Source organism: Bradyrhizobium sp. NAS80.1 (assembly GCF_001908205.1).
In the GTDB taxonomy this organism is placed as follows: Bacteria; Pseudomonadota; Alphaproteobacteria; order Rhizobiales; family Xanthobacteraceae; genus Bradyrhizobium.
Genome location: NZ_LGHL01000191.1, coordinates 1 through 13,342 on the forward strand (window position 1 = coordinate 1; position 13,342 = coordinate 13,342).

General features: G+C 63.2%; 13 protein-coding genes. 1 reads left to right on the plus strand and 12 read right to left on the minus strand.

The window, feature by feature from the left end:
- Positions 1-127: 127 nt before the first annotated feature.
- From AC629_RS34990 to AC629_RS47260, 12 genes are all read right to left on the minus strand, one after another.
- Complete coding sequence (locus AC629_RS34990) at positions 128-1,300, minus strand: thiolase family protein (RefSeq protein ID WP_084809321.1); 1,173 nt, start codon at positions 1,298-1,300, stop codon at positions 128-130.
- A 219-nt stretch (positions 1,301-1,519) separates the two neighbouring features.
- Positions 1,520-3,109, minus strand: coding sequence for a phosphoglycerate dehydrogenase (serA, locus tag AC629_RS34995; protein ID WP_084809322.1), 1,590 nt, complete (start codon positions 3,107-3,109; stop codon positions 1,520-1,522).
- A 17-nt stretch (positions 3,110-3,126) separates the two neighbouring features.
- Entirely contained in the window at positions 3,127-3,645 is a 519-nt protein-coding gene (locus AC629_RS35000) for an enhanced serine sensitivity protein SseB C-terminal domain-containing protein (RefSeq protein ID WP_084809323.1), read from the minus strand.
- A gap of 89 nt (positions 3,646-3,734) precedes the next feature.
- The gene (locus tag AC629_RS35005) at positions 3,735-4,907 is read right to left on the minus strand and encodes a phosphoserine transaminase (protein WP_084809324.1); all 1,173 of its coding nucleotides are present in this window, start codon (positions 4,905-4,907) and stop codon (positions 3,735-3,737) included.
- 79 nt (positions 4,908-4,986) lie between these two features.
- On the minus strand, positions 4,987-5,193 hold the full coding sequence (locus tag AC629_RS35010; RefSeq protein WP_084809325.1) for a hypothetical protein: 207 nt from the start codon (positions 5,191-5,193) through the stop codon (positions 4,987-4,989).
- A gap of 175 nt (positions 5,194-5,368) precedes the next feature.
- Positions 5,369-5,833, minus strand: a complete 465-nt coding sequence (locus tag AC629_RS35015) for a GNAT family N-acetyltransferase (protein WP_084809326.1) — start codon at positions 5,831-5,833, stop codon at positions 5,369-5,371.
- 16 nt (positions 5,834-5,849) lie between these two features.
- Entirely contained in the window at positions 5,850-6,440 is a 591-nt protein-coding gene (locus AC629_RS35020) for a glutathione S-transferase family protein (RefSeq protein ID WP_084809327.1), read from the minus strand.
- A gap of 69 nt (positions 6,441-6,509) precedes the next feature.
- Positions 6,510-7,394: an outer membrane protein gene (locus tag AC629_RS35025; RefSeq protein ID WP_084809328.1), complete on the minus strand. Its 885-nt coding sequence runs from the start codon at positions 7,392-7,394 to the stop codon at positions 6,510-6,512.
- A gap of 164 nt (positions 7,395-7,558) precedes the next feature.
- Positions 7,559-8,413, minus strand: coding sequence for an outer membrane protein (locus AC629_RS35030; protein WP_084809329.1), 855 nt, complete (start codon positions 8,411-8,413; stop codon positions 7,559-7,561).
- Positions 8,414-8,641: 228 nt separating this feature from the next.
- Positions 8,642-9,907: an MFS transporter gene (locus AC629_RS35035; protein ID WP_084809330.1), complete on the minus strand. Its 1,266-nt coding sequence runs from the start codon at positions 9,905-9,907 to the stop codon at positions 8,642-8,644.
- Between the two features lie 272 nt (positions 9,908-10,179).
- The gene (gene glmM, locus AC629_RS35040; RefSeq protein WP_084809331.1) at positions 10,180-11,523 is read right to left on the minus strand and encodes a phosphoglucosamine mutase; all 1,344 of its coding nucleotides are present in this window, start codon (positions 11,521-11,523) and stop codon (positions 10,180-10,182) included.
- A 220-nt stretch (positions 11,524-11,743) separates the two neighbouring features.
- Positions 11,744-11,911: a hypothetical protein gene (locus tag AC629_RS47260; protein ID WP_167561276.1), complete on the minus strand. Its 168-nt coding sequence runs from the start codon at positions 11,909-11,911 to the stop codon at positions 11,744-11,746.
- A 91-nt stretch (positions 11,912-12,002) separates the two neighbouring features.
- Here AC629_RS47260 and AC629_RS35045 point away from each other — a divergent pair, with 91 nt between their 5' ends.
- The gene (locus AC629_RS35045) at positions 12,003-13,145 is read left to right on the plus strand and encodes an alpha-hydroxy acid oxidase (RefSeq protein ID WP_084809332.1); all 1,143 of its coding nucleotides are present in this window, start codon (positions 12,003-12,005) and stop codon (positions 13,143-13,145) included.
- Positions 13,146-13,342: the final 197 nt, after the last annotated feature.

The window sequence follows — 13,342 nt, forward strand, 5'->3', positions numbered from 1 at the left end:
TTCGCTAATCCTTCACCGCCATCAGGCTGGATAGAGGACTTCCACCTCCAAGCTGTCGCTCATACTCGGCACACAACAAAAAGGGCACGGCTCGCGCCGTGCCCTTCGCATTCGATGAGACCTGGTCTCAGCTGTAGATCTCGAACAGGCCGGCGCCACCCTGGCCGCCGCCGATGCACATGGTCACGACGCCCCACTTGGCCTTGCGACGCGCACCTTCCTGCAGGAGATGGCCGGTGAGACGCGCGCCGGTCATGCCGAAGGGATGGCCGATCGCGATCGAGCCGCCGTTGACATTGTACTTGGCGGGGTCGATGCCGAGCTTGTCGCGCGAGTAGAGGCACTGGCTGGCGAAAGCCTCGTTGAGCTCCCAGAGATCGATGTCGTCGATCTTCAGGCCATGACGCTTCAACAGCTTCGGCACGGCGAAGATCGGGCCGATGCCCATCTCGTCCGGCTCGCAGCCCGCCGACGCCCAGGCGACGAAGCGGCCCATCGGATTGAGGCCGCGCCTCTCCGCATCCTTGGCCTCCATCAGCACCACGGCAGCAGCACCGTCCGAGAGCTGGCTGGCGTTGCCGGCGGTGACGAACTTGCCGGGGCCCTTCACCGGCTCGAGCTTGGCGAGGCCCTCCAGCGTGGTGTCGGGACGGTTGCACTCGTCGCGGTCGACGACGTAGTCGACGATCGATTCCGCCTTGGTCTGCTTGTCGACGACCTTCATCTTGGTCTTCATTGGGACGATCTCGTCTTTGAACTTGCCGGCCTGCTGGGCGGCCGCCATGCGGCGCTGCGACTCCAGCGAGTATTCGTCCTGGTATTCACGGCTGAGCTGGTAGCGCTCGGCGACGATGTCGGCGGTGTCGATCATCGCCATGAAGATATCGGGCGCAGTCTTGAGCAGATCGGGATCAATCGATTCCTTCGGCGAGCCGCCGCCCGGGATCGAGATGCTCTCGACGCCGCCGGCGACGATGCAGTCCGAACCATCCGAGCGGATCGAGTTGGCGGCCATCGCGATGGTCTGCAGGCCCGACGAGCAGAAGCGGTTCACCGAAACGCCGGCGGTCGACTTGGGGAGGCCTGCGAGCAATGCCGCCTGGCGGCCGATGTTCGGCGCGCCATGCGCGCAATTGCCGAGATAGCAATCCTCGACATAGTCCTTGGCGACACCGGCACGGTCGACTGCATGCTTGATGGCATGTGCGGCCAGCGACATCGGCGGAGTAATGTTGAACCCACCACGGCCGGACTTCGCCAGGCCCGTGCGCGCATAGGAAACGATGACGGCTTCACGCATTGTTTTCTCCCTTTCAAACCATTGGTACGGAGCGTCCTGGGCGCCATTGGTACACAAAGTTTGGAGGCTGCGGGGAAAATAAAGCGCGGCGCTGCATCAACAAAAAACGCCGCCCTCGGATGAGGGCGGCATTGTTCCGCATGTCGGAATATATGATGACCGTCATTCCGCGGTGCGTGCACCCACAATGCGCGGTTGCGCATTGGGGATTGGCCAGCCTCAGAACGTCAGCGCCTTGACCTGCTTGACCTGCGGCAGGGCCTGCACCTTGGCGAGCACGTCGGCCGGCACCGCGCCGTCGACCTCGACCAGCGCGATGGCGTCGCCGCCCTGCTCGACGCGGCCGAGATGGAAGGTCGCGATGTTGATCTTGGCGTCGCCCAGAAGTCCTGCGAACTTGCCGATGAAGCCCGGCTTGTCCTCGTTGGTCACGTAGATCATCGACTTGCCGAACTCGGCGTCGACGCGGATGCCCTTGATGTCGACGAGGCGCGGCTTGCCGTCGTGATAGACGGTGCCGGAGACCGAGCGCTCCTGGCGTTCGGTCGCGACCGTGACGGTGATCAGGCTCTCATAGTCGCTCTGCGCGGCGCGGGTCACCTCGTCGACCACCATGCCGCGCTCCTTGGCGACGACGGGGGCGGACACGACGTTGACCTCGCCCAGCATCGGCCGCAGCAGGCCCGACAGCACCGCGGAGGTCAGCGCCTTGATCTTCATCTCGGCGACGTGGCCCTCATAGGTGATCGTGACCTTCGAGATGCCGGTCTCGGTGAGCTGGCCGGCGAACGAGCCGAGCTTCTCGGCGAGCGCGATGAACGGCTTCAGCTTCGGGGCTTCTTCCGCGGTGATGGACGGGAAATTGATGGCGTTGGAGATGGCGCCGGAGATGAGGTAGTCCGACATCTGCTCGGCGACCTGCAGCGCGACGTTCTCCTGCGCTTCCGTGGTGGACGCGCCGAGATGCGGCGTGCAGATCACGTTGGGATGGCCGAACAGCACGTTCGAGGTCGCGGGCTCCTCGACGAAGACGTCGAAGGCGGCGCCGGCAATGTGCTTGGAATTCAGCGCATCGACCACCGCCTGCTCATCGACAAGACCGCCGCGGGCGCAGTTGATGAGGCGTACGCCCTTCTTCATCTTCGCGATCGCGGCCGCGTCGATGATGTTCCTGGTCTTCTCGGTGAGCGGGGTGTGCAGCGTGATGAAGTCGGCACGCTTCAGCAGGTCGTCGAGCTCGACCTTCTCGACGCCGATGTCCTTGGCGCGCTCCGGCGACAGGAACGGATCGAAGGCGATGACCTTCATGCGCAGGCCAAGCGCGCGGTCGGCGACGATCGAGCCGATGTTGCCGCAGCCGATCACGCCCAGCACCTTGGCGGTGATCTCGACGCCCATGAAGCGGTTCTTCTCCCACTTGCCGGCCTGGGTCGAGGTATCGGCCTGCGGAATCTCGCGGGCCAGCGCCAGCATCAGGGTGATGGCGTGCTCGGCGGTCGTGATCGAATTGCCGAACGGCGTGTTCATCACGATGATGCCCTTGGCGGTCGCCGCGGGAATTTCAACGTTGTCGACGCCGATGCCGGCGCGGCCGATCACCTTCAGGTTCGTGGCCTTGTCGAGAATCTTGGCCGTGGCCTTGGTCGCGGAGCGGATCGCGAGGCCGTCGTAATTGCCGATGATCTCGGCGAGCTTGTCCTTGTCCTTGCCGAGGTTGGGCTGGAAGTCGACCTCGACGCCGCGATCCCTGAAGATCTGCACGGCGGCGGGAGAGAGCGCGTCGGAAATGAGAACTTTCGGTTTGGACATGGGGATTCTGCCTGTTGTTATCTGAAGAGCTTCTGGAACAAGCCGCGCTTGGCGGCGGGAATTGGAATTCCGGTACGCAGGGTGGATGCGAGTGAGCTGCTTTCGAGCGGCACGGCGTCGAGCGGCCGCCCCTTCAAGACATTGCCGGCGACCGCGCGATTGATCGCCGCCTGCACGTTCGACCACGATCCGCCGTGATCGATGCCCAGCATCCAGCTCTGCTCGGGATGCCCCGCCCGTGCCGCCAGCATCAGCCAGGCGCCACGAATGGTTTTCTCCGCGCTGAACTCACGCGAGAGCGCCGAGATCAACTGGTACGGCACATCGCTGGGATGGCCGAGCAACAACTGCTCGCCGGCGGGAAGCGTGATCGTCTCAGCGCCTTCCTCGAAATGGCCGGCAAGCAGCCGCTTCACCTCGGCAGGCGTGAACTCCTTCTCGGCGTCGATCAGTGCTCGCGCGAGGGCCGGACGTTCCGGCGGCTCCTGCGCAGCACGCATCAGCACGCGCTCGATCTCGTTCTCGGGTTCGAACATGACGGGCCTGTGGAGATCAGGCCGTGCGGAGTATTCCGCACGGTGTCAGCTCACGGCGTTGTCAGGCTACCTTTCTCAGGCAGCCTCTTTCAAGCAGCCTTGGCCAGCGCGGCCTTGGTCTCGGCGAAGGCCCAGTCGATCCACTGGGTCAGCAGCTCGACGTCCTTGGCTTCGACGGTCGCGCCGCACCAGATGCGCAGGCCGGCCGGCGCATCGCGATAATACGCGAAGTCGTAGCCCGCGCCTTCCTTCTCGACCAGCGCGACTAGCTTCTTGCAGAAGTCGGCCTGCGCGTCCGCCGAGAGCGAGTTGATGGCGGGATCGGTGAACTTCAGGCACACCGAAGTGTTGGAGCGGATTGCGGCATCCTTCGCCAGGAAGTCGATCCAGGGCGTCCTCGCCTTCCAGTCGGCGAGCACCTTGGTGTTGGCGTCGGCGCGCGCGATCAGCGCCTTCAGGCCGCCGATCGACTTGCCCCAGTTCAGCGCGTCGAGATAATCCTCGACGCAAAGCATCGACGGCGTGTTGATGGTCTCGCCGACGAAAATGCCTTCGTTGAGCTTGCCGCCCTTGGTCATGCGGAAGATCTTCGGCAGCGGCCAGGCCGGCTTGTAGGTCTCGAGCCGCTCGACGGCGCGGGGCGAGAGGATCAGCATGCCGTGAGCGGCCTCACCGCCGAGCGCCTTCTGCCAGGAGAAGGTGACGACGTCGAGCTTGGCCCAGTCGAGAGCTTGCGCGAACGCGGCCGAGGTCGCATCGCAAATGGTCAGGCCTTCGCGGGTCGCGCTGATCCAGTCGGCATTCGGCACGCGCACACCGGAGGTGGTGCCGTTCCAGGTGAAGACGACGTCGCTCTTGGGATCGACCTTGGAGAGGTCGGGGATTTCACCATAGGCCGCATTGAGCTTGGTGACGTCCTTGAGCTTCAATTCCTTGACGATGTCACTGACCCAGCCCTCACCGAAGGATTCCCAGGCGAGCGTGGTGACGGGGCGCGCACCGAGCAGCGACCACAGCGCCATTTCGACTGCGCCGGTATCGGAGGCGGGCACGATGCCGATGCGATAATCGGCGGGCACTTCGAGCACTTCACGCGTCAGATCGATCGCGAGCTTGAGCTTGGTCTTGCCAACCTTCGCGCGATGCGAACGGCCGAGCGCTGCGTCTTTGAGATTTTGGGCGTTCCAGCCGGGGCGCTTGGCACAGGGGCCGGAGGAGAAATGCGGCACGTTCGGCCGCGAAGCGGGCTTCGCTACAGTCATATTCTACCCTTCCAGATAGTAAGCCTCCCGTTGGGGGGAGGTGTCCCGTCGCGGCTGATACGGGAATCGGGTAGAGCAGTCAAGGAAGTTCCGGCGCCTCACGGCGGAGTGATGGCTCGTCCGGCGCAATACCAGGAGATTCGACCTGAGTGAGCGCGTTCAACAAGTCCGTCGCCTCGCTGATCAATTGCGCGGCTTTGCGGCGGCTGCTCACTTTCAAAATGCATTTGTCATTGGCCTGCACAACGTAGTCGTTGCCGACCTTGATCATCGAATAGATTGTCATCGAAATCCCCGAACCGAACGAGTTCGGTGTCCGACGCTCCCGTAGCACCGTTCGTTCCTGGTTCCACGTGAACGACGGCTGGGTAGTTTATCAGCTCTTAATATGAACGAACGCGCGATCCGATTTCGCTGATCGTGCAATGCTCGCGACTTCGCTCGACAACGCTCTTGTTGCCTCATAAGCGGACAGTCATGCCGACGTGACTCGATGCAAATCCGAGTCGTTTGTAGAAGCGCTGCGCATCAACTCTGCTGGCGTGCGTCAGCAATTCGACCAGATTGCAACCGCGCGCTTTCGCTTCCGTCACCGCCCACTGCACCAATTGCTCGCCAATGCCACGGCTGCGGCAATCGGAAGCAACGCGGACATCTTCGAGCAGACCACGCACGCCGCCCTGCGAGCTGATGCCGGGCAACACCGCGAGCTGCAGGCAGCCGACCACCCTGCCCTCGCTCTCGGCAACCACGAGCGTGAGATTCTGATCGCGCTCGACCCGCTCGAACGCCGCGTAATAGGTCGCAGGCAGCGGCTCCTCCACGCGCTCGCGAGCGCGCCCGAGATGATCGTCGGCGAGCATCGCGACGATCGCGGCGACGTCCTCGCGACGCGCGGGACGGATGGAAACGGATTTATCGTTCATGCTGGAGACTCCGGACTCAGCGCGCGGGCGACAGGCCGAGATAGGCTTCGGCCTCGCCGATCCAGCGGCGGATGGCGGCATAGCGGCCGAGATCGAAGCCGCCTTCATGCGCGAAGCGTGTATAGGCGAGCAGCGAGACGTCGGCGAGTGAAATAGCGTCGCCGGCGAAGAAACGGCTTGCCGCCAAATGCTGCTCCATGCGGTCGAGCGCCGCATAGCCGCGCTTGACCTTGTCGGGGTCGAGCTCGGATACGTCCTTGCCGAGATAGACGAGCTGGAAGCGGCACACCGCGATATAGGGCTCGTGGCTGTACTGCTCCCAGAACAGCCATTCATCCATCTTGGCCGCAGCGAAGGCATCGCGCGGAATCAGCGCGCTGTCGCGGGCGAGATAGCGGATGATGGCGTTGGACTGCGCCAGCGTGCGGCCGTCGTCGAATGCGACGGTGGGCACCTGGCCCGCGCTGTTCATCTTCAGGAATTGCGGCGTGCGCGTCTCGCCCTTGCGGGTGTCGACTTCGATCCAGCGATAGCGCAGTGCGAGCTTGTCGCAGACCCACTTCACCTTCAGACAATTGCCGGAATTCGTGTCGCCGTAGATTTGCATCGCTGCCGCCCTGCTTGGAGCGACAGAGCATCAGGACAGAGGGAACCTGTCAACAGGATGCATACGCGTCTAGAACTTGTAACCGAGCCCGACGCGCGCGTTGTTCAGCGTCACCGACGTGTTCATGACGGGAGAGAATTTCACATACTCGTATTCCACGCGCGCAAACAACCCTTCCCACAGGCAATATTCGAGCCCGAGGCCGGCGACCCAACCGACCACGAAGGCATTGGTCCTGTGCTGGCTCTGCGTCTGCGACTGCGCCGGAACGGGGGTCGGTCCGATCGTGTTAATCGTCGTGACGCCCCCGACCGTTGTCGTCGTAACCTGGGTCAGCGTCACATCGCTCGTCACCGTGCGAGAGACGTCCATCCGACCGACGGCGGCGCCGGCGAACATGTAAGGCATGAAGCCGCCGCCATCCCAACCCACGCGCCCGCGGAGCGAGATCATGTCCTTGACCTTCGCCGCGGCCGTGCCGGTCAACGTCACGTCCCAGTGGTCGGTCACGTTGTCGGGATGAACGTCACCAGGCGGATTGATGATGTCGAGTCTGTTGAAACCACTCGTCGACGTGGCGAGATTGTTGAAGTAGCTGTAGGTGCCCTCGAGTCCGAGAATGGCATCGTACCATTGCCAGTTGCGCCCGACGAAGGCGCCGAAATTGGCGCCTTGCGTGGTGGTCTTGTTCAGGAGCGACCAATTCGCAGTCGGCTGCTGCAGCACGCTGTCGCGGAAGATGAAATTGGTCAGACCGACCACGCTCTGGCTGAAATCGGTCGAGTCAGTGGTATAGCCACCAGTGGCGCCGACGTAGAAGCCATCCCAGTTATGGCTCGTCTTCGACAGACCGTCGGCGAAGCCGCCGCGCAGGACGGGCAGATCCGGCATGTCGGCCGCGTGCGCGACAGACACCGATCCCATCACCACCGCCACCAACCAAAGCCTACGCATTGCAACGCTCCATCGAACTCTTGAGCGTCATCATGGCTCGTTAACCTTAACCAATGGTTGCGTCGGACACACTTGTCGCTGTTGCGCCATGAAAAATACGCAAAGCAAAACGGCGCGGGATGATCCCGCGCCGTTAAGAAGTCCTAACCGATCGGGCTGAGAGATCAGCCCTTGGTGATGAGCGGCGGCGGCGCGTAGACCGGCGGGCTGTCGAGATTCCAGCGCACGCCGAGCTTCACGTCGTGTGAGGTGATGTCCTTGATGACAAAGTTACTGCCGTTCACGACGGTAATTCCATCAAACGAATTCGTCGGACCAGTGACCGCGTCGCCGAGATTCATGTAACTGTATCCAAGCTCGAGCGTCACGTTTGGCGTGACCTTGTAGCCGAGGCCGGCATGCAGCGCCCAGGCAAAATTCCATTTGCCCGCGTCGGCGCCATAGGTAACGGCGGGGAACGGTGCGCCGTTGATGTAGGACAGACCGTCGTCGCGGAAACCGCTGATGCGATTGTAAGACGCGCCGATGCCGGCGCCGATATAGGGCGTCACGCACCACCACGTGCCGAGATCGACATAAGCGTTAGCCATGACGACCGCTTCGGACTTGCTGCCGTCGTAGTTATTGACATTGGCGAACGCTGTGCCGGGAAACAGCGTCGTCGTGAAGGGAATCGAGTTCGAGCCGTGCAAGTTGGCGCGGCCGCGCCATTGGCCGATCACATCCGCCCTGAACCAATTGTTGAATTGATAACCGATGCCGAGATCGAAAAGCGTCGCGCTGTCAAAGCCCATGCCGGTCGACCTGAAGAGCACAGCATTAGGGTCGCCCGGATTGTCGATCGATTTCATCCGCTGATTGGTCATGCCGATGTCGCCGCGCAGATACCAGCCACCGAAGTCGACGGGAGGCGCCGGAGCGTACATCGGGGGAGGCGCGATCGGCATGTCGGCGGCGAACGCCATCGACGAGATCAGGGTTGCCGCACCCGCGGCAAGGAGAGACTTAACGCAACGCATTTGGCTTCGTCCTTATGGCCGGTGAGGCAAAATACGGGCGCCTCACGTTCTGGAAACTCGCAACCGGACGATGGCAGTAAATGCTTAAGCGCCACTTAACCCTAATTTTTAAGGTTGATTTTCTCTGACTGCACGCGCGCGTGCGGCGACAGCATTGCAAAACTGCCGCGCCTGAACGCAGCAATTGCTAACGATGTATGAAGGCTCGTTGCGGCGAGAGAGGATGCGTTAACGCGCGTGCTGCGGCAGTTTCGGCAGGAACACCGCAAGCAGGCCGATCGCCGGCAGATAGGCGCAGACCTGGTAAACGAACTCGATCGAGGTGTAGTCGGCGAGCTTGCCGAGCACAGCCGCACCGAGGCCGCCGATGCCGAAAGCGACACCGAAGAATACGCCGGAGATCATGCCGAAGCGGTGCGGCACCAATTCCTGCGCGAACACGATGATCGACGACGTCGTTGAGGAGATGATGAGGCCGATGATCACCGACAGCACCGCGCTGCCGGCGAGCCCGGCATAGGGCAGCGCCCGCGTGAACGGCAGCGCGCCGACGATCGAGATCCAGATCACGATCTTGCGGCCGAAGCGATCCCCCAGCGGTCCGCCAAAGAACGCGCCGACTGCATTCGCGGCGAGGAAGATGAAGAGATAGATCTGCGCTGCCTGCGTCGACATACCGAAGCGGTCGATCAAATAGAAGATGTAGTAGCTCGACAGGCTCGAGACGTAGAGCTGCTTGGAGAACAAGAGCGCCACCAGCACGGCAAGCGCGACCGCGACACGGCGCGGGCTCGGCGCGTCAGGATGAGCCTGAGCCACCGCAGTCTTCTTCGCCTTGATCTGCGGTTCATACCAACGGCCGATGCGCCAGAGAATGACGATGGCAAGGAACGCGATCGAGGAGAACCAGGCGATACTGCCCTGCCCGAACGGCACCACGATCAGCGCGGCCAGCACCGGCCCCATTGACGTGCCGAAGCTGCCGCCGAGCTGAAACACCGACTGCGCAAACCCGTAGCGGCCGCCGGAGGCGAGCCGCGCGATGCGCGCGGATTCGGGATGAAACACCGCCGAGCCGAGACCGACCAGCGCCGCGGCGACAAGGATGACGAGGTATTGATGCGCGGCGCTGAGCAACAGCAGACCGAAGAAGGTCGAGGTCATGCCGATCGCCAGCGAATAGGGCTGAGCCTTCTTGTCGGTGTAGTACCCGACCACCGGCTGCAGCAGCGAGGCCGTGAACTGGAAGGCCAGCGTGATCATGCCGATCTGCGCGAAGTCGAGCGCGTAGGTGTCCTTCAGGATCGGGTACACCGAGGCGATCAGCGACTGCATGGTGTCGTTGAGGAAGTGCGAGAAGCTGATGCCGGCAAGCACGATATAGGCCGGCCCCGCGGCCGCCTTGGCAACAGACTTGGCGGCGACGGGCGCCACGTCGCTGACGACGACGGGCTCGGTCAGCGTTTCCTCGGAGACGACGACAGGCTTGTTCAAGGGAGCGATTCCGGCGGGCGCGGCGAACCACCGCACTTGCTGGCTACGCTGCAAAGAGCGGTGAAGCCACCGCCAATCGCCCATGGCTGGGATGCGCTTCGCGCTCCGGATTCGCCCTCTGTGAACCAGCGTGGCCTGCATGGTTCGAGACGCCCGCCTCTGGCGGGCTCCTCACCATGAGGGACTAAGATTTCGCCCGGAAACAAGGCCTCATCCTGAGGAGCCCGCTAAAAGCGGGCGTCTCGAAGGATGCGCTACTAAAGGGTTTGCGTTCAGGCCGCCGCCTGGCCGAGCGCGGAGACGATGGTGTCGACGACGTCCTCGACCAGGATGCGGTCCTCGCCCTCGCCCATGACACGGATCACCGGCTCGGTGCCGGAGGAGCGGATCAGGAGGCGGCCGTGGCCGTTGAGCCGCTTCTCGCCGTCGGAGATCGCCGATTTGACATCGGAATCGTCGAGCGGCTTGCCGCCCTTGTGACGGACGTTCTTGAGGATCTGCGGCAGCGGATCGAAGCGGTGGCAGACCTCCGACACGGGCCGGCGCAGCTTCTGCACCACGGCCAGCACCTGCAACGCAGCAACGAAGCCGTCGCCGGTGGTGGCGTAGTCGGACAGGATGATGTGGCCGGACTGCTCGCCGCCGAGATTGTAGCCGCCGCTCAGCATCTGCTCGAGCACGTAGCGGTCGCCGACGGGCGTGCGGATGAGATCGAGCCCCCGCTCTTTCAGGAAGCGCTCGAGCCCGAGATTGGACATCACGGTGGCGACGATGCCCGGCCGCGACAGCCGTCCGTCTTCCTTCCAGCTCTGCGCGATCACCGCGAGCAACTGGTCGCCGTCGACGATATGGCCGCGCTCGTCGACCAGGATGACGCGATCGGCGTCGCCGTCCAGTGCAATGCCGATGTCGGCGCGCATCTCGCGCACCTTCTTCGACAGCGCTTCCGGCGAGGTCGAGCCGCATTCCTTGTTGATGTTGAAGCCGTCGGGCTCGACGCCGATCGGCACCACGTCGGCGCCCAGCTCCCACAGCGCTTCGGGCACCACCTTGTAGGCGGCGCCGTTGGCGCAATCGATCACGACGCGCAGGCCGTCCAGCGACAGATCGCGCGGCAGCGTGCGCTTGGCGAATTCGATGTAGCGGTCATGCACGCCGTCGATACGGCGGGCGCGCCCGAGGCTCGCGCTCTGCGCAAGCCGCTTGTCGAGGCATTCGTCGAGCAGCTGCTCGATCTGCCTCTCGACGTCGTCGGAGAGCTTGAATCCCTGCGGACCGAACAGCTTGATGCCGTTGTCCTCGAACAGATTGTGCGAGGCCGAGATCATCACGCCGAGATCAGCGCGCATCGACTTGGTCAGCATCGCAACCGCCGGCGTCGGCATCGGGCCGACCAGCAGCACGTCCATGCCTACCGAGGTGAAGCCCGCGACCATCGCGTATTCGATCATGTAGCCGGACAGGCGGGTGTCCTTGCCGATCACGACCCGATGGCGGTGTTCACCGCGCTGAAACGCAAGGCCTGCCGCCTGGCCGACCTTGAGCGCGAGCTCCGGCGTGATCAGTCCGTTGGCGCGGCCCCGAATCCCGTCCGTCCCGAAATATTTGCGGCTCATATCGTCCCCCACGCAACAACCAGGGATCCCCTCTACAACCACCGGGTGCCCGAACGGGCCCCGCATCCCTGATGCGCTAGGGTCTTATAATGCCTGCGCGGGTAACTTGGCTTCAAAAAATATGATAAATCGTTACGGAACCGGGCGCGCCGCCGCGCCGGTAATATATTGTTAATATTACATTTCCTGACCGGCAGCCGGAACGGGTGCGGAACCCGGCCTAGTCGGTGCGTTTCACATGGCCGTCCTCGCGGGACGGCGGCGGCTGGGTGACGTTGACAGGATCGGAGCCCGGAAAGGTCTCTTCCAGGCCCTCCTCCAGCGCCTCCTCGAGCCGGCGCTTCTCCTTGATCTCGTCCGGCTTTGGTTCGCTGCGCGGCCTTGTCATGGCGCCTTCCTCTCAAACGATTTGGCTGTGCATCCAACCATGCTAGATGACCCCTCAATCTTTTGATGCAAGACGGGCCGGGAAAACGTTCATGAAGCACATCACCTGTATCGACGATCTTCGCGCACTGCATAAGCGCCGCGTGCCGAAGGCGTTCTTCGACTATTGCGACCGCGGCTCCTACGCCGAGGAAACGCTGCGCGCCAACCGTGAGGACATGCAGGCGATCAAGTTCCGCCAGCGCATCCTGGTCGACGTCTCCAAGCGCGACACCTCGACCACGATCCTCGGCGAGCCCTCGGCCATGCCGCTGATCCTCGCGCCGGTCGGCCTGCTCGGCATGCAGCACGGCGACGGCGAAATTCATGCCTGCCGCGCCGCGCAGGCCGCCGGCATTCCGTTCACGCAATCGACGATGTCGATCTGCTCGATCGAGGACATTGCGGCCAACGTCGAGAAACCGTTCTGGTTCCAGCTTTACGTCATGAAGGACCGCGGCTTCATCAAGGACCTGATCCAGCGCGCGATGGCGGCGAAGTGCAGCGCGCTCGTGCTCACCGTCGACCTCCAGGTGATCGGCCAGCGCCATGCCGACATCAAGAACGGCATGACGGTGCCGCCGGAATGGTCACTGTCGAAGCTGATCGATTTCGCGACCAAGCCGGCCTGGGTCTCCGGCGTGCTGCAGGGCAAGCGCCGCACATTCGGCAACATCGCCGGTCACGTGAAGAACACCGAGGATCTCAACCGCCTTGCCGAATGGACAGCCTCGCAGTTCGACACGTCGCTGAACTGGAAGGATGTCGAGTGGGTCCGCAGCATCTGGCCGGGCAAGCTCATCATCAAGGGCATCCTGGACGTCGAGGACGCCAAGGAGGCCGCCAAGACCGGCGCGCAGGCGCTGGTCGTGTCCAACCATGGCGGCCGGCAGCTCGACGGTGCGCCGTCCTCGATCGAGGTGCTGCCCGAGATCGCGGATGAGGTCGGTGACAAGATGGAGATCATGTTCGACGGCGGCATCCGCTCCGGCCAGGACGTGATGCGCGCCCTCGCGCTCGGCGCAAAGTCCTGCATGATCGGCCGCGCCTATGCCTACGGCCTGGGAGCCGGCGGCCAGGCCGGCGTCGCCAAGGCGATCGACATCATCCAGAAAGAGCTGCTCACGACCATGGGCCTGTGCGGCGTCAACAAGGTCGACGAGATCGACGATCACATCATTGCGGAAGCGCCGTAGCACTGCAGCGGCAATAGCAGCTGTCGTCCCGGACAAAGCGCAGCCTTGGCAACGCGTAGCGTTGTCCGGGGCGGAGCGCCGATCCGGAACCCATATGTGGACGGCCCCCGTGGCACAAGAGCATTGTGAGGTTTGATCGGATCGCTTGCATCGATATGTCCGGCCTGTCTGTGCAGCTTGGTCGCCGCTGGCCAAGA

Bases quoted from the DNA above. Each gene is read 5' to 3' on its own strand.
- AC629_RS35000 (WP_084809323.1), bottom strand. From the start codon at position 3,645: ATGTTCGAACCCGAGAACGAGATCGAGCGCGTGCTGATGCGTGCTGCG.
- AC629_RS35015 (WP_084809326.1), bottom strand. From the start codon at position 5,833: ATGAACGATAAATCCGTTTCCATCCGTCCCGCGCGTCGCGAGGACGTC.
- AC629_RS35030 (WP_084809329.1), bottom strand. From the start codon at position 8,413: ATGCGTTGCGTTAAGTCTCTCCTTGCCGCGGGTGCGGCAACCCTGATC.
- AC629_RS35045 (WP_084809332.1), top strand. From the start codon at position 12,003: ATGAAGCACATCACCTGTATCGACGATCTTCGCGCACTGCATAAGCGC.
- AC629_RS35025 (WP_084809328.1), bottom strand. From the start codon at position 7,394: ATGCGTAGGCTTTGGTTGGTGGCGGTGGTGATGGGATCGGTGTCTGTC.
- AC629_RS35020 (WP_084809327.1), bottom strand. From the start codon at position 6,440: ATGCAAATCTACGGCGACACGAATTCCGGCAATTGTCTGAAGGTGAAG.
- AC629_RS35010 (WP_084809325.1), bottom strand. From the start codon at position 5,193: ATGACAATCTATTCGATGATCAAGGTCGGCAACGACTACGTTGTGCAG.
- AC629_RS34990 (WP_084809321.1), bottom strand. From the start codon at position 1,300: ATGCGTGAAGCCGTCATCGTTTCCTATGCGCGCACGGGCCTGGCGAAG.
- glmM (WP_084809331.1), bottom strand. From the start codon at position 11,523: ATGAGCCGCAAATATTTCGGGACGGACGGGATTCGGGGCCGCGCCAAC.
- AC629_RS35005 (WP_084809324.1), bottom strand. From the start codon at position 4,907: ATGACTGTAGCGAAGCCCGCTTCGCGGCCGAACGTGCCGCATTTCTCC.
- serA (WP_084809322.1), bottom strand. From the start codon at position 3,109: ATGTCCAAACCGAAAGTTCTCATTTCCGACGCGCTCTCTCCCGCCGCC.
- AC629_RS47260 (WP_167561276.1), bottom strand. From the start codon at position 11,911: ATGACAAGGCCGCGCAGCGAACCAAAGCCGGACGAGATCAAGGAGAAG.